This is a genomic window from Acinetobacter sp. FDAARGOS_559, from assembly GCF_003940475.1.
GTDB lineage: Bacteria > Pseudomonadota > Gammaproteobacteria > Pseudomonadales > Moraxellaceae > Acinetobacter > Acinetobacter baumannii.
Genome location: NZ_RKJG01000005.1, coordinates 872,321 through 894,069, shown reverse-complemented (window position 1 = coordinate 894,069; position 21,749 = coordinate 872,321). Strand labels below are relative to the sequence as shown.

The 21,749-nt window shown below is 37.1% G+C and carries 22 protein-coding genes; 13 read left to right on the top strand and 9 right to left on the bottom strand.

Annotated features, from left to right (window positions below; translation table 11 throughout):
* Positions 1–4 precede the first annotated feature (4 nt).
* The 5 genes from EGS71_RS22550 to EGS71_RS05770 all read right to left on the bottom strand — a co-directional run bounded on the left by EGS71_RS22550 (position 5) and on the right by EGS71_RS05770 (position 4,681).
* Entirely contained in the window at positions 5–238 is a 234-nt protein-coding gene (locus tag EGS71_RS22550; protein WP_000437833.1) for a hypothetical protein, read from the bottom strand.
* A gap of 429 nt (positions 239–667) precedes the next feature.
* The gene (gene proP / locus EGS71_RS05785; RefSeq protein WP_001260521.1) at positions 668–2,155 is read right to left on the bottom strand and encodes a glycine betaine/L-proline transporter ProP; all 1,488 of its coding nucleotides are present in this window, start codon (positions 2,153–2,155) and stop codon (positions 668–670) included.
* Positions 2,156–2,545: 390 nt separating this feature from the next.
* Positions 2,546–3,166 carry an NUDIX hydrolase gene (locus EGS71_RS05780; protein ID WP_002009664.1) on the bottom strand — a complete coding sequence of 207 codons (621 nt, stop codon included), beginning with the start codon at positions 3,164–3,166 and terminating at the stop codon, positions 2,546–2,548.
* 134 nt (positions 3,167–3,300) lie between these two features.
* Positions 3,301–4,059, bottom strand: coding sequence for an HD domain-containing protein (locus tag EGS71_RS05775; protein ID WP_000790135.1), 759 nt, complete (start codon positions 4,057–4,059; stop codon positions 3,301–3,303).
* 112 nt (positions 4,060–4,171) lie between these two features.
* Positions 4,172–4,681: a GNAT family N-acetyltransferase gene (locus EGS71_RS05770; protein ID WP_000174406.1), complete on the bottom strand. Its 510-nt coding sequence runs from the start codon at positions 4,679–4,681 to the stop codon at positions 4,172–4,174.
* Between the two features lie 731 nt (positions 4,682–5,412).
* Between EGS71_RS05770 and EGS71_RS05755 the strand changes: the two genes are divergently transcribed.
* From EGS71_RS05755 to EGS71_RS05730, 6 genes are all read left to right on the top strand, one after another.
* Positions 5,413–5,967: a TetR/AcrR family transcriptional regulator gene (locus EGS71_RS05755; RefSeq protein ID WP_000792945.1), complete on the top strand. Its 555-nt coding sequence runs from the start codon at positions 5,413–5,415 to the stop codon at positions 5,965–5,967.
* 234 nt (positions 5,968–6,201) lie between these two features.
* Positions 6,202–7,092 (top strand): DMT family transporter, encoded by an 891-nt coding sequence (locus EGS71_RS05750; RefSeq protein ID WP_000340896.1) that lies wholly within the window; start codon positions 6,202–6,204, stop codon positions 7,090–7,092.
* 232 nt (positions 7,093–7,324) lie between these two features.
* Positions 7,325–7,942, top strand: coding sequence for a paraquat-inducible protein A (locus EGS71_RS05745; protein WP_000768112.1), 618 nt, complete (start codon positions 7,325–7,327; stop codon positions 7,940–7,942).
* A complete protein-coding gene (locus EGS71_RS05740; RefSeq protein ID WP_001062702.1) occupies positions 7,930–8,736 on the top strand; it encodes a paraquat-inducible protein A in 807 nt (268 codons plus the stop codon). The genes EGS71_RS05745 and EGS71_RS05740 overlap by 13 nt, the downstream gene beginning before the upstream one ends.
* Positions 8,737–8,743: 7 nt before the next feature.
* Positions 8,744–10,411: an intermembrane transport protein PqiB gene (locus EGS71_RS05735; RefSeq protein WP_002009974.1), complete on the top strand. Its 1,668-nt coding sequence runs from the start codon at positions 8,744–8,746 to the stop codon at positions 10,409–10,411.
* Positions 10,401–11,111 carry a PqiC family protein gene (locus EGS71_RS05730; RefSeq protein WP_000791361.1) on the top strand — a complete coding sequence of 237 codons (711 nt, stop codon included), beginning with the start codon at positions 10,401–10,403 and terminating at the stop codon, positions 11,109–11,111. Before EGS71_RS05735 ends, EGS71_RS05730 begins: the two co-directional genes overlap by 11 nt.
* 86 nt (positions 11,112–11,197) lie before the next feature.
* Here the strand turns inward: EGS71_RS05730 and EGS71_RS05725 are convergent, their stop codons facing one another.
* Entirely contained in the window at positions 11,198–11,650 is a 453-nt protein-coding gene (locus tag EGS71_RS05725) for an Rrf2 family transcriptional regulator (RefSeq protein ID WP_001258367.1), read from the bottom strand.
* 106 nt (positions 11,651–11,756) lie between these two features.
* On the opposite strand from EGS71_RS05725, the gene EGS71_RS05720 reads away from it, so the two are divergent.
* Entirely contained in the window at positions 11,757–12,656 is a 900-nt protein-coding gene (locus EGS71_RS05720) for an NAD(P)/FAD-dependent oxidoreductase (protein WP_085941335.1), read from the top strand.
* A 318-nt stretch (positions 12,657–12,974) separates the two neighbouring features.
* Positions 12,975–13,703 (top strand): aspartate/glutamate racemase family protein, encoded by a 729-nt coding sequence (locus tag EGS71_RS05715; RefSeq protein WP_000848607.1) that lies wholly within the window; start codon positions 12,975–12,977, stop codon positions 13,701–13,703.
* Positions 13,704–13,717: 14 nt separating this feature from the next.
* On the opposite strand, the gene yddG is transcribed toward EGS71_RS05715, so the two are convergent.
* Positions 13,718–14,629, bottom strand: coding sequence for an aromatic amino acid DMT transporter YddG (yddG, locus tag EGS71_RS05710; RefSeq protein ID WP_000042010.1), 912 nt, complete (start codon positions 14,627–14,629; stop codon positions 13,718–13,720).
* 350 nt (positions 14,630–14,979) lie between these two features.
* On the opposite strand from yddG, the gene EGS71_RS05705 reads away from it, so the two are divergent.
* Together EGS71_RS05705 and EGS71_RS05700 are read left to right on the top strand one after the other, a co-directional pair.
* Positions 14,980–16,347 carry a PQQ-dependent sugar dehydrogenase gene (locus EGS71_RS05705; protein WP_000957805.1) on the top strand — a complete coding sequence of 456 codons (1,368 nt, stop codon included), beginning with the start codon at positions 14,980–14,982 and terminating at the stop codon, positions 16,345–16,347.
* A gap of 27 nt (positions 16,348–16,374) precedes the next feature.
* On the top strand, positions 16,375–16,827 hold the full coding sequence (locus EGS71_RS05700; RefSeq protein WP_001166575.1) for a GNAT family N-acetyltransferase: 453 nt from the start codon (positions 16,375–16,377) through the stop codon (positions 16,825–16,827).
* Positions 16,828–16,893: 66 nt separating this feature from the next.
* On the opposite strand, the gene EGS71_RS05695 is transcribed toward EGS71_RS05700, so the two are convergent.
* The gene (locus EGS71_RS05695; protein ID WP_001098931.1) at positions 16,894–17,523 is read right to left on the bottom strand and encodes a TetR/AcrR family transcriptional regulator; all 630 of its coding nucleotides are present in this window, start codon (positions 17,521–17,523) and stop codon (positions 16,894–16,896) included.
* A 73-nt stretch (positions 17,524–17,596) separates the two neighbouring features.
* Entirely contained in the window at positions 17,597–17,785 is a 189-nt protein-coding gene (locus EGS71_RS05690; protein ID WP_000780012.1) for a hypothetical protein, read from the bottom strand.
* A 288-nt stretch (positions 17,786–18,073) separates the two neighbouring features.
* Between EGS71_RS05690 and salA the strand changes: the two genes are divergently transcribed.
* The 3 genes from salA (at position 18,074) to EGS71_RS05675 (ending at position 21,729) form a co-directional block, all read left to right on the top strand.
* Positions 18,074–19,351: a salicylate 1-monooxygenase gene (gene salA, locus EGS71_RS05685; RefSeq protein WP_001099553.1), complete on the top strand. Its 1,278-nt coding sequence runs from the start codon at positions 18,074–18,076 to the stop codon at positions 19,349–19,351.
* 42 nt (positions 19,352–19,393) lie between these two features.
* Positions 19,394–20,749, top strand: a complete 1,356-nt coding sequence (locus tag EGS71_RS05680; RefSeq protein ID WP_000413385.1) for an MFS transporter — start codon at positions 19,394–19,396, stop codon at positions 20,747–20,749.
* A gap of 89 nt (positions 20,750–20,838) precedes the next feature.
* Positions 20,839–21,729, top strand: a complete 891-nt coding sequence (locus EGS71_RS05675) for a LysR family transcriptional regulator (protein WP_000363046.1) — start codon at positions 20,839–20,841, stop codon at positions 21,727–21,729.
* The last annotated feature ends 20 nt before the right edge of the window (positions 21,730–21,749 follow it).

The following is a 21,749-nucleotide window of genomic DNA, read 5'->3' as shown; positions in this document are numbered from 1 at the left end:
CAAACTATTCAATTTCTAACTGATCATCATCTTTTGTAATTTTAATTTTTATCTTTTTATATTTCCGCTTATTTGGATCTAGCGCCGAGTTTATTACTTCATCGGCAAAAGGCGGGCACTGCATGAGTTTTGCATAAGCTCTATAGCCGATGCGTATTCGACTAGGCGGGCAATCGGTTCTTTTTGAATAGTATTCAATGAGTGAGTTCAGTTCTTGTAATAAAGTTTGCTGTTCCATCATACATACTTAACAATTAGATAACTCAAGCATAATAGATTTAAACCTTTTGCTGTGTAGCTGTTTATCATAAGCACCCATCAAAATTGTGATGGAGTTCTCTAAAATAACTTATATATGTATTAAGTTTGTTTTGGGGTAGGCTGAGGTGTTTTTTTAATTGAATTGTCACAATGGAAAGCTAAGTTAGACCTATAACAAAAACGAATGAAGATTGTTGCGAACAATAAAACCAAGAAGCAATTTTCAACTAAAGCTGGTCTGCTGTAATTAAGCTAATTCGAAAGAATTGGCTTTTTTATTTATTAAATATTATTCCTAATAATAGATTTACTAAGTTAATTCTTTTTTACTATCAAATTGAATGAAAAATATATTAAAAGAATAGCGACATTTAAGTCGCTACTCTTATAAAAAACGTTGCTTCACTCATGCTATATCAGGGTGTTTATCTGCAAGTTTTTGACGTTTTTGTTGAAGCTCCTGAATTTTCTGATCAATATTTTCAATTTTCTGTTCAATAGTTTCATGAAACTCTTCAAGTAACTCTTGTGCTTCCTCTATATTGTGAGCAATAGGCACGCCCCCAATTAAAGGCTTATTGGCTGTTTCCTTTAAATACATTGCAGTAGCAATACCTACCACCCCGCAAATCATCAAGTAATAGGCTGGAACCATCAGATTGTGGGTAGTTTCAACCAGCGTTGCGGTAAGAGTTGGGGTTAAACCAGCAATAACCACTGAGAAATTAAAGGCAATACCTAAAGCGCTATAACGAATTTCAGTTGGAAATAGGGCAGGTAAAGTTGATGCCATCACTCCGATAGACATATTGAGAGATAAAGCAAGAATAAGTAAGCCTATAAAAATTTGATAATTTACTCCAGAGTTAAGTAATACAAAGGCAGGATAGGACAAGAAAATAAGAGAAAAGCTTCCAATAAAAATAAATGGGCGACGTCCGAACTTATCACTCAAATAACCAATCACAGGTTGTACAAATAACATGCCAACCATAACCGCAATGATAATAAGTGCACCATGTGCTTCTGAATAGCCTAAGTTATGCGAAAAATAGCTTGGTAAATAAGTTAGCAACATGTAGTAAGTAACATTAGTGCTGATTACGAGGCCAATGCACACCAATAAACTACGTTTATGTTTAACAAAAATTTCTTTGAAACTAAATTTTTGAGGTTTGCTTTTTTGTGCTTGTTGCTCTGAATGCTGTTGATATACAGGGGTTTCTTCAAGGCGGTTTCGTAAATATAAACCGATTATGCCCAGTGGTAGAGCGAGAAAGAATGGAATACGCCAACCCCACTCGGCAAAACGTGCCTCACCCACGGCGTGTGTGATCAAGGCGACAGTTGCAGCCCCAAGTACAAAGCCGGCTATCGATCCAAAATCAAGCCAGCTTCCCATAAAACCACGTTTTCGGTCCGGAGAATATTCAGCTACAAAAATCGCAGCACCTGAGTATTCACCACCAATGGAGAAGCCTTGTACAATTTTTACGATGAGTAAAAGAATAGGTGCCCATAAACCGATTGTTTCATAAGATGGAATAAGGCCAATACCAAAGGTACTGATGGACATAATAATGACAGTAATGGCCAGAACTTTTTGACGTCCGTATTTGTCACCTAAATGTCCAAAGAAAAGACCACCTAATGGACGGAAAATAAAAGGTACTGAAAATGTAGCAAGCGCGGCAATCATCTGCACGCTTGGTGAAGCATCTGGGAAAAATACTTTACCGAGAACGTATGCCACATAACCATAAACGCCGAAATCAAACCATTCAATTGCATTACCTAATGCAGCTGCAGTAATCGCTTTTTTGGTTTTTTCGTTCTCGATGATATTGATATCATCAATCTCAATAGGTTTTACTTGTTTTTCAGATGTGCGCATATCTAGCCTAAGAATTGAATCTCAGTATTTAAAGTGAAAATATACGGTTTTAAATACTGAATTAAAAAATTGCAGAATAAAGAGACAGAATAACGATGAGTTACTCAAGAAAAGGGAATTAAGAGGTGTTCTCTTAATGATCAACAAGATAGCAAAAGAGAACTAATTATTTGTTTATGTTAGAGTTTTAAATTGTGGAGAAATTGTATGGATAAAGTTACATAAGTTTACTTAGTGGTAAAACTGAATTATGGGGTAAAAAAATTATATAAAAATTGATAAAAGACATGAGATTAGCATAAAAGTTAAGCGCTATTTTTTGAGCTTAAAAGGCCAAGTTTTTTTACTTTTCATATACAAAAACTGAACTTGCCTTATATCAGGTTTTCATTAATCAAACTTTGTTGCTTCAGGGATTGACTCTAAATAATCAAAAAATTGTTGAATCTGTTCTTCAGTTACACGTGCTGTAGAAATCGCGGGTAATTCATCTCTACCAAAGAAGCCAACTTCTGGTGTTTCAATACTCGGGGTAAGTTCGCCATCAATGATTTCGCACCAGAAAAATGCCTTATACACATGTAAAAACATTGGAGGATGAGGGTGCTTGGTTCTATCAGTTAAAGCTAATAATTTAATGGCTTTAACCCGCAATCCTGTCTCTTCTAAAACTTCTTTTTCTGCATTTTCCGATGCTGAGTAGCCTACATCAGCCCAACCACCGGGAACAGACCAGCGTCCATCGCCAATTTCTTTTGCTAATAACAATTTATTTTCTTTAAACACAACTGCTCTAACATCTAGTTTGGGAGTCGCATAACCCACATTTTGAAGAACATTATTAATAAAATTTTCTGTATTAATTTCTTTTAGTTCTAATAGATGTTCAATATGCCCTAAAAGTTGCTCATAACGTTCTTTATCATAAACATCTTTTGAGTAATGTAAGCCTGTTTGAGCAATACCAGTAATTTTATTTAGAATTTCTAACCACTTAACTGAATCATTCATTAGAGCGGGTGCCTTTAATTTATATCTTTTACATATATTAAGGCATACTCATGCTAAGAAATATTAAACAGTTGTTAATCGAAATTTCTAGTCATAATAGAAAGTAGTTTTATAACTAATATGTTTTATTAAAATTATTCTTTATATAAATTTGATTTAATCATGAGGGGTAATCCAAGGTTATATAATAAGCCTGTTCGCGAACTCGGAACATTTTTTCTCTCTAAATTAATAAGTTTAATGAATTCTTTATTAAATTGATTTCTAGGATATTTTTCTAAAATTTCATTTCTAAAAGATAAGGGGAGCTTATATTGGTTGTCACTAATTACATCACAAGAAGCACCTTGCTGTAATAGAACAACTTCAGGTGGATCAGAATCCTCTATATATCCATTCATGTGTAGACATATAGCATCTTTAATCACTTCGCTTTTCTTGTCATCAAAGTTATATTCTTTCGCCTTTTGCTCAAATTGTTTAGCGCTCTCATATGTAAAACATTGACAGCCTTTACTATGCATATGTTGCTCAGTTAGACCAATATCATGAAAAAGTGAAGCTAATAAGAGTAACTCAGGGTCAAACTGCTGGTTTTGTAAATGACCTAGGGCGGCTCCCCAGAAGTATGTTCGCCATGAATGATTGTAAATAGATATACTTGCTTTTGATTCTAATTCCTCAAGTGCGATTTTAATCATTTGAGTATCTGGTATTACAATTTGCCCTATATCAAAATCGTTACCAGTTTGAAATCGATAGTAATTTATTTTTATAGAACTCAGGATGCTAGGCACCATAATTTTTTGAATTAATTTAATTTTTTCTTTGAAGCTGAGCTGACCATTTGTAGTTTGCATCCAGTGATATGAACCAATTCTTATATTTTTCATTATTAGATCTCATTTTAGAGTAATTACTCTAAAATATTGCCATAGCAGTTATTTTGCAAGTTGTATCTTTTATGAAGCTAATAGCCGTTTGATTAATATGGTTTTTATAGAATTAAAAGCTAACAGGAATTTCATAGGTTACAACTTCGTATTTGGGACCAGAAAATTTTGAAACTACTTTGCCCCCTAAAGATTCAGCAATTTTGCGACTTGGGTAGTTATCTTCGGCGACGGGATAAACAAAAAAGTCTGGCTTAACAAAGTCAATTGCCCATTTTGCTACTGCTGTTACAGCTTCTCTACCATAGCCATGATGGTGATAGTCTTCGCGTATCCATATGCCTAACTCTGGGTTACTCGTTTGCATGCGGTGTAGTCCTACAAGACCTATAAATATTTGAGAAGATGTCTCTCTAATAACAAAAATAATTTCAGTGCCAAGAGCAAAGTTCTTTAGCCAATTACTCCAAGTTTGATCGAATTCATGCCTTGGTTGAGGATCCCAAGCCATATAGCGTGTGAGCGTAGGAGTAATACAGTTATAGGTTTCATCTGCATCATTTGCGGTAAATGGTTTTAGGGTAAGCCTTTGAGTAGAGAGCATTACTGTATTTAAAGTCATAATTATCCTTGTATAAATGAATTAAATTGTTATCAAAATATATGATTCATACTCAAGTTAAAGTAAACAATAAACTTTTATTAGGCATATATACTACGTTTTATATAAATAATTTATAAACCCAAATGAACAATAAATTTTAATTATTTATCCTTACTTTTTAATGATCTAATTTAAAACAAATGTCATTTTGTGTGCTTGACTGTAATAGGGCAGAGCACTATCCTTTGCCTGCTGGCCTACATTGCCAGCCGGCTTTGACAGGCTGATTTAGACCGCATCAGAGTTATTTCTTCTGAGGAATAGTTCTGTGTGTAAGCTTCTCGTCTCCTCCCGTAGCGGTAGGACGGGAGAGGGACACCTTCGGGTGTGCTGGCGTCTAACCAGTCTGTCAACCTTCTCTCGTTCTGCCACCATAATCATTTGACAGTGATTCGGTAGAACTTCTTTAGACATGAGGAGTTTTCTATGCGTACTATTTCTTATTTATTGGCCTTTGCCAAATTCTCTCTATTTATACCGCCTAAACAGTCATTAAAACGGCTCAATAGACCGTAGGTTTTCTACGCCTTAAGTATCGTTACGTCTCAAAATCATAGCAACAATAAACCCGAGATAGGCGAGCACACCATTTTGTGCGGTTTTCGCATGCCTGTATTTAGCACTCATTTTAAGAGTGACGGCATTTTTATCTCGTTTATATACAAAAAAAATTATTTTAAGCGGTATACATGAAAAATTTAGGCACTTCATTTAGAGCATTACACGTGCTTCACATAGCATCGGATTTATTTAAACAATACGGGTTTCATAAGGTTGGGGTAGACCGAATTATTAGCGAAACTAAAATTTCCAAAGCTACTTTTTATAACTACTTTCATTCAAAAGAACGTCTGATTGAAATGTGCCTCTTACTTCAAAAAGACACATTAATGGAAAAAGTAAGAGTGGAGATAGAAACGACTCACTATTCAACTTTCGCTCATAAACTCAGGCAAATCTATCTCTTACATGCCAATTTAAAGAGCGCTTATTATCTGTTGTTTAAAGCAATTTTTGAAATTAAAACGAGTTATCCTATAGCTTACCAAACGGCAATACGCTATAGACGATGGATTAAAAATGAAATTTTCTGCCTGCTTATGGAAACTAAAAAAGCCGTTTCATATGCCGAAGCGGAAATTTTTATATTTATGATAGATGGGGCAGTTTTAGGACTTTTGACTTCAGACAGAGCCGAAGAACAAACCAAGTTGTTAGATTACTTTTTAGTGAGGGTTGACTAAATTTATTGAGCTAAAGAATCAGTATTTTAGAATGAATTAACTATCTTTTTATTTTGAAATAATGATTTCTTAATTAAAAATTAACATGATTTATCTTTTATTTTATTGTTCTAGATTTTAAAAAGGACAAGTTATTTAGACTAAAAACTCACGGAATACTAAGAAAAAGTGAGTTTATAAAATCTGAAATAAAAATAGATGAAGACTTAACAATATAAATTTTTGGAGAAATTCGTGGATGATCATCATCTAAAAAGAAAAGTCGGCACGCTTGAAATGGTTGTAGCTATGCTGCTTTCAGGGAGTATTGGTCTATTTGTGATTAAGTCAGGTCAATCACCCGTTAATATTGTATTTTTCCGTTGCCTTATTTCAGCATTGTGTTTAATACCGATTTGTTACTTTTATGGTCATTTTAAAAAAGTATACTTCGGTAAAAAAGAACTGTTTTTAATGGTGACTTCGGGCCTTCTAATTATTTTTAACTGGGTTCTACTGTTTGCTGCTTTTCCTAAAACTTCTATTTCTTTAGCGACGATTGTTTATCACGTGAATCCGTTTGTCATTTTATTTTTAGGGGCGTTGGTCTTTCACGAAAAGCTCAATAAAAATGATGTGCTATGGACCATCGTTGCTTTTATAGGGCTAATCGTGATTATAGGCTTAGGCAGTGCTTCGGTGAACTCTAATGAGTTAGTCGGCTTGGGGCTAGTTCTTATTGCCACAACACTTTATTCAATATCGGTATTAATCACTAAAAAATTAAGTAATACACCGCCGTTATTAATTGTATTTATACAAACTCTGAGCGGGGCGATTGTCATGGCTCCGTTTATTTCGGTTTTTGAAAACCCGCCGATCGGTCAACAATGGCTGTTTGTGGTCGGATTGGGAGTTTTGCATACTGCATTTCTCTACTATTTAATGTATTCGGCGATTAAGAAAATACCTTTAAATAATATTGCGATCTTATCTTTTATTTATCCAATATCGACCATAGTGATTGATTATTTCTTCTTTGATCATGTGTTGACTAGTACTCAAGTTTTAGGTGCAGGTTTAATTTTATTAGGCGTATTGGGCGTGAAGTTGCATTGGAATATTTTTGCGTTGAAGAGCGCCTAATTTTATTCAAATATAATATCCATTTAATTTTAAACGTGTTAAAAGCTCCTTTGAGAAAAGGGGCTTTTAGTTCTTTTTCTTTTATTTAATAAAAGAATTCATTGATGCGGTCACTAATTTTTTCTTGAAGAAATGAGATTAGTTTGGCACATTGCTTATAAATACTATTTTAGGCAAGCGTTGTAGTAAGCAATTATTAGCACAGTAAAACGATAAATCTTAGAGTATAACTATGAAGCTTAAAGAATTAGCAGGTTGTGAGGAGTGCGATACCGTCTATCGTAGAGTCCCGCTTGCTTACGGGAAAAGAGCTTATTGTGTCTGCTGTGGTGCAGAGCTTTATCGGCATACCAAGCCTTTTACTACATTGTTAGCTCTAATTTTAACGGCCCTCATTGTATTTGTTATTGCCAATAGCTTTCCCATTGTCAAAATTGAACTGCAAGGCAACATATCAGAAACCACTTTACTGGGCGCCGTGTGGGTGATGTTTCATTACGATCGGGCATTTGTCGGTGTTCTTATTTTAATTACTACATTCATTGTGCCACTTACATATTTATTATTGATGGGCTATGTACTCGGTATGGTCAGTATATTAAAGAAACGCCCCCAATTTTTAGTCGGTGCCTTGCGAACACTTTATTTTATGAGAGTGTGGGGAATGGTTGAGGTGTTCCTGATTGGAATTCTGGTCACGCTTGTAAAACTAATGGGCATGGTTCTTGTTATTCCGGAAATTGCTCTATGGGCATTTGCGGTCTTGAGCCTATTAATGGTTTATATTACTTCCGTAAAGGTGAGTGATATATGGAATGAAATTGATAGGTCACAGCCATGGCAAAAATAAAAAATGTGACTTCTGAAAAAATCACAAATACCAATATGATTTTAAAACAATATCCAAGAGCCAAAGATCTTTCACTGATATTGTGTCATTGTTGTGGGTTATTGAATTCTTCAAAAGTAAATAAAGCTGATACTCATAAAAACCAAATTCTCCGCTGTGTTAGATGCCATAGCGTTTTGCACGAGCGTAAGCCAGGAAGTTTAAATCGTACCTTCGCTTTAGTGGTGGCTGCTACCATTCTCTATATTCCTGCAAATGTCCTTCCTATGACGGTAACTGACTCTCTTCTGGGCCGTCAGCAAGATACCATTATGAGTGGGGTCATTTACTTTTGGCAAAGTGGAGACTATTTGGTATCGGTGGTCATTTTTATGGCGAGTATTTTTATTCCGATGCTAAAGCTTCTTATTTTGTATTTCCTGTTGTTGGTTGTATATATACAGTCATCCGCGGCGTGGAAGTTTGCACCAGAGCAATGCATTAAACTCTACCGCATTGTTGAATTTGTAGGGCGCTGGTCCATGATTGATGTGTTTGTGGTAGCCTTACTTACCGCTCTTATTCAAATTCAATCACTTGCAACTATTTTAGCGGGACCGGGTTCAATTGCTTTTGGTGCGGTTGTGGTTTTAACCATGTTTGCATCTTTAAGTTTTGACCCACGTATTATTTGGGATAATTTTTATGCATCTCAAAATACAAATAAACCTAACCGTGTTTCTTCGGAAAAAAACACAATTATTCAGGCAGAACACTCGCCTTTGAATAATGATTCCATTAATCCCAGTCAATAAAAGAACAATGAGTATGTCTGAAAACAAAACAACCAGTGAGACCTCAGATCATCATGAAACAGATGTTGAACTGGAAAACATGAATGATTTACCAGAACCCCAAGAAAAGAAAAATCGGTGGAAGCCTCTACTAATCTGGATTATTCCACTTATTGCGCTGCTGATTGCGCTTTCTTTGGCGGTGAAAGCATTACTTTCTAATGGACCAACCATTGAAGTATCTTTTCGTACTGCCGAAGGTTTAGTCGCAGGTAAAACAACAGTACGCTATAAGCAGGTAGACATTGGGGTGGTACGGCAAATCGATCTTGCAGAAGACCGATCTCACATTATTGCGCGCATTGATTTACGTAAGGATGCAAGCAATTTCGCCGCTCAAGATTCACGGTTCTGGGTAGTGCGTCCTCGGATTGGGACAAGTGGGGTTTCAGGCATCGACACTTTATTGTCGGGTTCATATATTGAAGTGGATGGCGGGAAATCACCCGAGAAAAAACTTGAATTCACAGGTCTGGAAATACCGCCAGTGATTACGTCCGATGTGCCGGGCAAAGAGTTTTTCTTGAAAGCCGATGATTTGGGATCTTTAGATATTGGTTCGCCAATTTATTACCGAAGAATTAACGTAGGACAAATTACAGCTTATAAGCTATCTGATGACGGTAAAAGTGTAGAACTTCAGACGTTTATTCGTGCGCCGTACGATAAATTTGTAACGACTGACACACGTTTCTGGCAAGCAAGTGGTATTGATGTGACGTTAAATGCTTCAGGCTTTAACTTAGATACTCAATCGCTTGCAAGTATTGTGGCTGGTGGTATTGCGTTTGGTTTCCCTGAAAACTCAAATGGGACTGTCGCTGCTAACAAGAGCCGTTTTAATCTTTGGGACTCAAAAGCTGAAGCATTAAAAGAGCCGGATGGTCTACCGCGTGGCGTGATTATGTACTTTGATCACTCATTACGTGGTTTGGCTGTGGGTGCGCCAATTGACTTCATGGGAATTGAAATTGGTAGTATTAAATCAATTAATGCAGAGTTTTATAACAACTATAAGCAGATTCGCATGCGTGTTGAGGCAGTGATTTATCCTTCACGTGTTGAAAACGGCCAAGCACTCAATCCAAACAGCGACATTTTCAAAAATTTTGTTGAGCATGGATGGCGTGCCCAAATGAGAACCGGCAACCTCTTAACGGGTCAAAACTATATTGCTTTAGATAAGTTCCCTAAAGCAAAACCTGCCACTCTACAAATCTTGAATGATGGCCGTGTGGTAATTCCAACCACTGCAACAGAGTTAAGTGGTTTACAGGCACAGGTTTCCCAAATTGCTGATAAATTAACGAAATTCCCACTAGTCGAAATTGGGCAGGATGTTCGCAAAACGCTTAAGAATATGAATACAGCCATTGAGTCTACCGACAAGCTGGTTAAACAGTTAGATGGTAAAGTTGCCCCTGGTTTACAAGCAACCTTAGACGATGTTCGTAAAACTGTAAGATCTTCCGAGTCTATTTTGTCAAGCGATGCGCCGTTACAACAAGACGTACGTAAAGCACTACAACAAATGACTCGTGCGGCTGCGTCATTACAGTTAATGGCAGACTATATTGAACAACATCCTGAATCTATTATTCGTGGTAAGAGACCAGAGGCCAACGATGAAAAATAAAAAGAACCGATCATTGCAACACTCTAAAGTAGCCAAATGGCTGCTTGGGAGTGGAGTGCTTTTGACAGCGATAGCCATGACAGCATGTTCTAGTTCACCAACACCAAACTATTATACGCTTACACCTAAAGTGACTCCGGTCTCGAACTCGACCGTGCAGGTGATTGAGGTCTTGCCGGTCGGGATTCCAGATCGCTTAGACCGTGCGCCACTGGTGCTACAAGACAGTAATGGTAAGTCGACTGTACTTGATAATGAGCGCTGGACATCGACTTTGGGTACACAATTACGCGATACCTTATCGGCTGGTTTGCAACAAAAACTTGGAGCAATTGACAGTTATAGCAGTGGGCTTTCTGGAAACAATCAGCCTCTATATCGAGTTTCTACTGACTTTTCTCATTTTGATATTATAGATAATAGCAATATCAACGTTGCCGTATCTTGGGTAGTGAAGCGCCAAATACCGCCTACGCAACTAGAATCAACGAATCCGAAAGTAATCTCGAATAGAGGAGCGCAGCTCAATTGTAGAATTGCGTTTAAACAGCCGATTGATCAAAAAGCTAAAAAAATGGAAGCAATTGTAAGTGCTTCAAATGAAGCGATGAGTCAAATTATTAATACCATATCTTCTTCAATTGTGGCGCTAGATTCAAATAAAAAGATGAACATCAATAACGGTATATGTTCATCTTAATAAAGACTTATTTGTTATACGTTTAATAAAAGGCTCCTTATGGCTAAGGAGCTTTTTAAGTTAAAAGCATGTGAGGAAAAAATTACTCAATGTGAGTGTTGTGAATCCCATCCTTTTTCGATACAAATTTGATCAAATGATTTTGCAAGATCGGCTAGGGTAGTTCCTTTTAAGCGCTGGATCAAAATCGCCTGTGCAGCTTGAATACTTGCATCTAGAGCTGCATTGACGACTTGTTCTACTGCACATTCTGGATTTTGTCTTTCATTGCCGATTGCAAAAATTGTAGGTTCACCAACAGCATTATAAATATCAAAAAGCGTAATTTTTTCTATATCACCAATTAAATGCCAGCCACCACCAGGCCCTTTTTCTGATTGTACGAAGTTAGCCTGTTTTAATCCAATCATAGTGCGACGAATGACTACAGGATTAGTTGATAGCATTTTTGCAATTTCTTCAGAAGTAAAACTGCGGTTTTGCCTTGCCATATGTAAAAGTACGTGAAGTATTCGGGAAAGTTTATTGTCTGTACGCATAAGCAAAAAAAAACAGCGCAATTAATAGGATGGATAAAATGTAACATGAAAAGTTGCAAATTAAAATAAAAAGCATTAATGTAACTTCATAAGTTACTTATTAAGGGTGCACAAAATGCTTTACGACGTTACGATTATCGGCGGCAGTTATGCGGGTTTATCAGCAGCAATGCCGTTAGCCCGCGCACGTAGAAATATTGCGATTATTGATGCAGGGCAAAGAAGAAATCGTTTTGCTGAACATTCTCATGGGTTCCTTACCCAAGATGGAACTCGAGCTAGTGAAATTGTTGAAATTGCAAAAAATCAATTAGAAGCATATAGCACTGTTCACTGGAAAAATGGATGGGTTAAACAAATCGCAAAAATAGATGAAGGCTTTTGTATTTGTATTGATGGGGTAGTTTCCATTCAGACAAAAAAAATTATTATTGCGGCAGGAGTTAACGATCAGTTGCCGGAAATATCTGGTTTGGCTGAGAGATGGGGAAAAACGATTTTTCATTGCCCATATTGCCATGGATATGAATTACAACAAGGGAAAATCGGTATTTTGGCCACTTCTGAGCACAGCCTGCAATTGGCGATGATGTTGCCTGATTGGGGGCCAACTACACTTTTACTTAATGGAGATGATCAACTCATCCATACAGAATGGCATACTTCCTTGCAAAAACGTGGTGTAGTTGTAGAACCAGGTTTTATTCAGGAAATTAGAGCGAATGCTGAGGTAGTTTTTACGGATGGAAAGATTATTGCTCTAGATGGACTGTTTGTTCCTACACGTACCTATATTACTCAACCTTGGGTGGCTGAGCTTGGATGTGAAGTCGAAGACACACCGTTTGGACAAATAATCAAAACAAGCGCGACAAAAGACACCACAGTAAATGGAGTTTTTGCTTGTGGGGATATTGCACGTTTAGGTGGTTCAGTACCATTCGCAGTTGCAGATGGAATGATGGCTGGGGTGAGCGCTCACCGTTCACTTGTTTTTAATGTGTAATTTTAAAATACCTTAAAATTTTAGAATAAAGCTTGTACATTCTTCACATATACATAATCACGCATCGATTTTATTTAGGCAATTGCTGGCTAAAAAACCTATGTGCTGATTGGTAACTATTTCTGCAAAAAGCTCTGCTACTCCTTGGTTACAGCAGAGCTTCTTTTTCATTTTTTAGTAAAAACTATTAAGAAGTACAATTGTCCCCCCACTTAAAATGCTAAAAGTAGAAAGAATGTAAAAAAGCAATTTTATTCTAGCTGTCTATTTATCTAAGAAGATATAGATAAGCTTTAGGTCCAGTAAAAGGTTTAAATAATGAAAACAATCGGTTTACTCGGCGGTATGAGCTGGGAATCTACAGCACTTTACTATCAACAAATTAATAGAATGGTTCAGAACAAGTTAGGGAAACTACATTCAGCCAAAATCATTCTAAATAGTGTCGATTTTGAAGAAATAGCAGCCTTACAATCGAAAGGTTTATGGCAAGAAGCTGGAGCCTACTTAGCTGAGCAAGCAAAAAATTTAGAAAAAGCAGGGGCAGACTGTATTTTAGTCTGTACTAATACCATGCATAAAGTAGCGCCTCAAATTGAAGATGCCATTACGGTTCCATTTATACATATTGCTGATGCCACAGCAAAAGAAATTTTAAGTCAAAACATCCGTAAAGTTGCACTGTTGGGAACCGCTTTCACCATGGAGCAAGACTTTTATAAAGCCAGATTACAAGATCGTGGAATTGAGGTGATTATTCCAAATGATGCAAATCGGAAAATAGTACATAGCATTATCTATGAAGAGCTTTGTTTAGGTGTGATCAACCCCGATTCGCAACACAAATACACGACCATTGTTGAAGAGTTGATTGGGCAGGGTGCCGAGGGCATTATTTTGGGGTGTACCGAAATTTGTATGTTGATTGGTGATATCAAATTTTCTGTGCCACTATTTGATACCACCACCATTCATGCGAAAGAAGCTGTAAATTTTGCATTAAAGCAAAAAACGGCAGTCCGTTCTATTGCTGCTGGTTCGGTATAAATACTCATCAGCTTTTAATTTATGCTGAAATAGGAACGAATCACAGCCCAATTTGTTGAAAGCCAGCAGATCAGTGAACCCGCCGTGACCATGGCTGTACCTTGCCAAAAACTGATTGATAACTCTGTCTGTAAAACCAGCATGGCAAGTAAAGATGAAATGATTGGGGTAAAATAAGAAGCAACCACCAGCATGGTAATGTTGCCATGAATAATGCCAATATTCCATGCTGCATAACCGAGGCCAATTGCAGCAGAAGCAACGATTAAAGATAAAATTGTATTTAAATCGAGTGAAGGCAAACTCACTTGGCCGCTAAAAAGTAATTTTAGCCACAAGGTTATGGCAACACCAAGAAAGAAAATAGAAATAGGGTTTTGTCCTTTACCCATTTTCTTGGTCAACACACAGTAAAAAGCCCAAATAATGGCACCTATAAAGGCCAAAATATAACTTAAAGGATTACTATGAAAATTATCGACAACACGACCTAAACTAAAATCTCCGTTCCCGGTCTGAATAAAAATGATACCGGCAATTGAAATGAGTAATCCTAAAATAATAAACACATTAAATTTTAACTCTCTAAAAATAACAAAAGCTAAAACAGTCAGGCTTGGCCAAAGGTAGTTCACAATACTTACTTCAATCGCTTGTTGCGCTGTCTTTGAATAGGCAAGTGCAAACGAAAAGCAAAGCTCATAAGCAATAAATAAAATTGCCCCTAAAATTAAGTATTTTTTAGAAATTAATTTAAAATTTGGCACCCTAAAAATAATGAGCAGGAGTAAAGCACTTAAGGTATAGATCAGCGTAATGCCAACATCTGGACCGATTGCAGTCGTAATATGTTTTACAAAACCCACCATAGAGGCCCACATTAGGATGGCACTTAAACCAATCAAGGTTGCTAAATTTTTTGACATAAGAAATAAATGAACTTAATTGAACACCTGAGCTACAGTGAAAGTTAAAAATAATTAAAGTAAGTCAGGGTAAAGGAATTTTTAATTAAAAAATAGGCACAATAAACCAAATTACTTAATAAGTATTATCAGCCAACATAAATACTTTTGGTAATTAAACTAAATGTCAGGTATTAATTTATAGCTAAGCATTAGGGTAAGCTAAACCTCTAGAAAACACCCAGTTATGTATTAAAATTTTAAAAATATAGACTGTAATGCTCAGTACAGTTAAATAAATCAACTATAAGTCTCTCTTCTAAAGCATTACCCTGTGTTTATTGCGAAAAAATAATAAATGGAGATAAAAGATGCTTACACGTTTTTTACTGCCGATTTTGGGCACTACCGTTTTAGTTACAGGCTGTGCTTCGTCCTCTCAATATCCGATTAACGAGAGTTATGGCCCAGAGCCAAAGTTGCCTGAACCGAAAACAAGCTTATTTCCGACCGTAAATATAGCACCGGCACAAGGTTGGCCAAGTGGTGTGATGCCGACTCCGGCAGAAGGTTTAAAAGTAAAAGCATTTGCTAAAGGACTTGAGCACCCACGTTGGCTCTATGTATTACCAAATGGTGATGTGCTGGTGGCTGAAACGGATGCTCCACCTAAACCTGAAGACAGCAAAGGGATTAAAGGCAAAATTATGACCTTCGTAATGAGACGGGCAGGGTCATCTCATCCAAGTGCAAACCGAATTAGTTTACTCCGTGATACGAATGGCGATGGTATAGCTGACCAAAAAACGGTATTCCTTAAAAACCTAAACTCACCGTTTGGTATGGCACTGGTAGGAAATCATTTATACGTTGCCAATACGGATTCACTCATGCGTTTTCCTTACCAAGAAGGTGAAACCCATATTACTTCAACCGGTACTAAAGTATTGGACTTACCGGGTGGGCCTCTAAACCACCATTGGACCAAAAATGTTATTGCCAATCGTGAAGGTACAAAGCTCTACATTACCGTTGGCTCCAATAGTAATGTGGCCGAAAATGGTCTAGATCAAGAAAAAGGCCGTGCACAAATTATGGAGTTCGATATTGCAAGTGGTCAGTCACGTCCATTTGCAACAGGATTGCGTAATCCAAATGGTATGGCTTGGCAACCTCAAAGTGGCAAACTTTGGACAGTTGTAAATGAGCGCGATGAAATTGGTAGTGATTTAGTGCCCGACTATATGACGTCGGTACAAGATGGCGCTTTTTATGGCTGGCCTTATAGTTACTATGGTCAACACGTAGATGTACGAGTCAAACCACAAAATCCTGACATGGTGGCTCGTGCAATTAAACCAGACTATGCTCTAGGTAACCACACTGCTTCGTTAGGTCTTGCATTTTATACAGCCGAACTCATGCCACAATTTAGAGGCGGAGCATTTATTGGACAGCACGGTTCTTGGAACCGTAAACCACATAGTGGATATAAAGTCATTTTTGTGCCATTTAGAAGTGGTCAGCCCTCTGGTCCACCGCAAGATATTTTGACAGGGTTTTTAAGTGAAAAAGGCAAAGCGTATGGGCGTCCTGTCGGGGTAGCAATTGATTTTTCGGGTGCAGTATTAGTCGCAGATGATGTTGGTAATACAATATGGCGTGTCTCACCAGTTGCTGAAACAACTTATGAGAGTCCAACCCAGCAATCCATTCGTAGTTCAGTGACTCAACCTTAAAAAGGTTGGGCAAAATAGGTTTATTTTATGCAAATATTACGGTTATCTGATTACCCTCAATACAAAGAAATGGCTGCACAGTGGTTTTCTGAAAAATGGCAAATCCCTGTGGAAGCCTATCTTGAGAGTATTCAGATTTCCATTGATCAAAGGCATGCTATTCCACAGTGGTACATTGTTTTAAATGAAAATAAGCATTTAATTGCTGGAGCAGGAGTCATTGATAATGACTTCCATGAGCGTAAAGATTTAACACCAAACTTATGTGCTTTATTTGTAGAAGAGAACTATCGAAACCAAAATATTGCAAAACAGATTTTAGATTTTGTACGTGAAGACTTGAGTAATCAGGGCATCCAAACACTTTATTTAATAACAGACCATACCGAGTTTTATGAAAAATGTGGTTGGCGGTTTTTAATGTTGGTAAAGGATGAGGAAGGCGAGATGGTACGTATGTATGTAGCAGATACTTTTTAATAGAACTTAAAAAATATTAGATAAAAAGCCTTTAATATGAAGGCTTTTTTAACTATCTTATGTAATTCATGAAACTTTTGAGTGGAATAAAGCATATAAATTTGAGTAAAAAATATGATTAATAGATATTGACTCACTCTCTTGTAATATTCCGTTATATAAAATACCCATCCAGATGGGAGCCACAATAAGTAGTGCAAATTCTGCAGGTGTACAGGTTAGAGAGATTTCTTTACGCTCGTTGGCAATCGTAGCTAATTTTTCAAACTCACGTAGATATGGAGTCACCATCTTATTAAAATAAATTTCTTTAAGCTGAGGAAAGTTTTGTCCTTCTTTAATCACTAATTTAGAAATACCATCACGTCCTGATGAATAGATAGATTCAATAATCTGTTCAAAATGTTTATATAAAAATTCATATACGCTTTGATCTGGCTTTAGAGTATCCGCTTTAACCACCATAAATTCTTCATTCAACATAATATTAATGACCCCTTCAAAGAGATCTTCTTTGGTTTTGAAATAACAATAAACAGTGCCCACCCCGACTTGAGCCAAATCCGCAATATCTCTAATTTTGGTATTTGCAAAGCCGACTTCTAAAAATTTTTTTAAAGCGGCCTTTAAAATTGAATTTTTAGTAGCTTCGGTTTTTTCTATGCTTGGACTACGATTTCTTTTAACAGTATTCATAAATAAATATATAAGAAAGACCCCATACAAAAATAGCCTCTATATAGAGGCTATATAACTAATAGTTAGTTAATTATTTTGCAGGAGCAGCTTCAGATGCAGCTACTTCCGAAGCTGCTTTATCTGTATTAGCTACAGGTACTTCAACAAATTTTGATGGAGAAGCTTGGGTAGTTGGTGTAGCTGTAGTTTGCTCAGCAGCAAAAGTTTGAACTGATGCAAAAAGAGCAAGACCCGCAAAAGATAATTTAACTAATTTCATAACTATACCTTTAAATTAAAACATACACTACAGAACAGAATGTTTTTAATTGAATTAATAAAATTGAACAAAAGTTCATTTTTAATTTTATTTTAAGACTAGATTCTAAGTCAATGTGTTAGAAATAAAATTTAAGAAAAACTTAATAATTTAAGGAGTTATTTAATCCTTAAACTGAATTATTTAATTTTTAAATAATTGAACAAAAAAAATACTAATTGGACTTTATAAGCCAACTTCTCAAAAATGAATATGTGAAAACGATAATGATGTTTAAGGAACAAACACATGAATACATATATTCGAATTGCCGTGGTCGGTGGTGGTATTGCTGGTCTGGCTTTAGCAAGTAATTTAAGTAAACACGCCCATTTAGACGTGCAAATGTTTGAATCTGCACCTCAGTTTTCTGAAATTGGGGCAGGGATTTCTTTTGGTGCCAATGCAGTTAAAGCGATTGAACTGTTAGGTTTAACTAACGAATATCATGCGATTGCAGATAAAGTATCGGCTCCATTTCAAGAGGTTTGGTTTCAATGGCGCAATGGCTATACCGATGAATATTTATCTGCATCTATCGCGGCAGGTGTAGGGCAGTCATCTGTTCATCGTGCTGATTTTCTAGATGCAATTATTCCTCACATGCCTACGCAAAATGTCCATTTTTCTAAACGTCTAGAGGCGATTGAAGAACAAGATGATCAGGTGATTTTGCATTTTAATGATGGTACTCAGCATGAATGTGACTATTTGATAGGGGCGGACGGTATCCGCTCTGTGACACGCCAATATGTTTTAGCTTCTCATCATTTACCACCAGTTCATCCACGTTTTTCAGGAACTTGGGCATATCGTGGCATTATTTCTCACGCTTCATTTAAAGAAGCTTTGCAGCAAATAAATGGCGATACAGATTTAGCAGATATTCCCCAAATGTTATTGGGCAAAGATAAACATATTTTAACGTTCCCAATTCGTAAAGGGGAGCAAATTAATATCGTTGCTTTCTGCTCAAACCGCGAAGATACGGTATTACCAGCCGATACACCGTGGACTAAGCCTGTAGATAAAGCTCAAATGCTTTCCGATTTTTCAGACTGGAGTGAAAGCTGTCAAACATTACTCGGTTTAATTGAACAGCCTACTATTTGGGCCTTACATGAAATTGAAGAACTCTCGACTTATCAAAGCGTCTCGGGACGTGTGATTCTTATGGGTGACGCTGCACATGCCATGTTACCTCACCAAGGTGCAGGGGCAGGCCAAGGTCTTGAAGATGCATTAATCCTTGCAACTTTATTGTCGACAAAGAACTTACAAGCAGATCAATTAACCGATGTGTCTGCCATCTATGAAAATTTGCGTTTAAAACGCGCTTGTCGTGTTCAACAAACTTCTCGTGAGTCTGGCGAAATTTATGAATGTTATTCAGCTCAATACCCAACATTTGCCGCAATTGGCGAACATCTTGAACATCGTTTTGACTGGTTATGGCAACACGATCTAGAACAGGATGTTGCAGAAGCACAGCAACAATTACATCAGCTAGGAATGGCAACTATTTAAATAATTTTTTGTTTTACACACAATTTGCTAAGGAAAGCAATTATGGAAAAACTAAATGCAAATCAATTGATTGATGATGCAAGATTAACGTCCTTACATTGGCGAGTGATCTTGCTGAGTGCACTCATAATTATTTTTGATGGCTATGACTTAGTCATTTATGGCGTTGCATTACCCAAGCTTATGCAACACTGGCAGTTAGATAGTATGACTGCTGGATTGCTGGGCAGTGTCGCATTATTTGGCATGATGTTTGGTGCCATGATTTTCGGTAGCTTAGCTGACAAATTAGAGTCCTATGGCTTTAGCCGTAAGCGTTTAATTATGCTGTGTGTCCTTATTTTTAGTGGTTTTACGGTGTTATGTGGTTTTGCCAACAGCCCCAAAGAGTTTGCCATTTACCGTTTTATTGCCGGCCTGGGTTTGGGCGGAGTAATGCCGAACGTTATTGCTTTAATGACCGAATTCGCCCCAAAGAAATTAAGATCAACTTTGGTATCGCTCATGTTTAGCGGCTATGCGATTGGCGGGATGAGTTCAGCACTTTTAGGCATGTGGTTGGTTCCTAAATTTGGTTGGCAAATCATGTTTATTCTGGCGGGTATTCCACTCATTTCATTACCGATTATTTGGAAATTTTTACCTGAATCAATTGATTATCTGGTTCGCCAAAAAAAATGGAATGAGGTGCGTGACTTACTTCAACAATTAGCACCAGAACAAAGCATAACTGATCATACGAGCATCGTATTACACCAAGAAAACCAACAAACTGCGGCTCGGCCTTTGGTTGCTCTATTTACCGAGAACCGTGCTTTAGTCACTGTATTTTTCTGGCTAAGTGTATTTATGGCTTTACTCATGGTGTATGCGCTCGGCAACTGGATACCAAAACTCATGGTCGAGGCAGGATATGATTTATCAACCAGTCTGGTCTTTTTACTGGCACTAAACTTGGGCGGGATGCTGGGCGCAATCGGTGGAGGATACTTTGCTGATCGTTTTCACCTTGGTAAGGTCATTTGTTCACTCTTCTTTGCAGGTGCAGTGTCGCTCTACTTGCTAAGCTATGCTTTACCCATGGTCATTTTATATTTCTGTGTTGCCATTGCAGGTGCAGCGTCTATCGGTGGGCAAATTTTATTGCTCGCTTATATGGCTCAGTTCTATCCTTCACCAATTCGCAGCACTGGCATTGGTATGGCTTTGGGTGTAGGTCGGATTGGGGCGATTTTAGGTCCGATTTTATGCGGTTGGCTTTTAAGTTTGCATCTACCCATTGAATATAATTTTATCGCGCTAGCCATTCCTTGTGTGCTAGCAGCCTTAAGTGTTATTGCCATAAGTATTTGTAATCGAACCAAACGTGTAATGCTAAATTCAAGTATATCTCCATAAGAATTAAGCATTTTTATTCCTGTAAAAAGAACTAAACTCTAAGCAAAGAAGTTAAAGTCTTTGTTTAGAGTATTTAAAGGATCAGAACCATGGATTTAGGTTTGATTAAAGTTTTTGTCTGTATTTACGAGTCTCGGCATATTAGTAAAGCTGCGGATAAATTGAATTTGAGCCAGCCTTCTGTAACTTATAATTTGAATCGTTTACGCCGTCAGTTAAATGACGAGTTGTTTACCCGAAGCCGAGGCGGTGTCGAGCCGACAAAAGTTGCACATGAGCTTTATCCAATTTTTCATCAAGCAATTTTTAATATTGAATCAGCGATTGCTCAAGCACAGGAATTTCATCCTCAAAATTCAAATAAAACTTTCCGAATCGGACTCTCTGACGCAGGGGAGATATGTCTCTTGCCTAGTCTTATGGCTTTTTTGCAGAAAACAGCACCCTCTATTCAAATTGAGATTGAAGAGATTCAGTCGTCTAAGGTTGAGCAGTGGCTTATTGATGGCTTTTTAGATCTAGCCGTATTTAATAGTACGCAGACCATAATGCCTAAAATAGAAACGCGTACTTTATTTGAAGAAAGATATGTATGTATTGCTAGAGCTGACCATCCAAGGCTACAACAGCAACTGACGTTAGAACAATATTTGCAAGAAGATCATGTTGCCATCAAGTCATCGACAGGGCATATCCAAGTTGAGCAATATTTAAAAACAATGGATTTGAAGCGACGAATTCGTTTAGAGGTTCCACATTTTAGTGTTTTACAAGGTGTTTTGCAGAGTTCAGATATGTTGGTGACCTTACCGTCGCGAGCAGCTCGGCATTATTTAGCTCATGGTAATGTCCAAATGTTTGAATTACCTTTTGCTATGGATTCTTTTAAAGTGAGCTTAAACTGGTTTAATCGTAGTGATGATATTATTGCCAGAAAATGGCTGATTCAATCTGTAGGTCAAATATTTGAAGTTTTATAAGAACAATTTACAGCTATTTA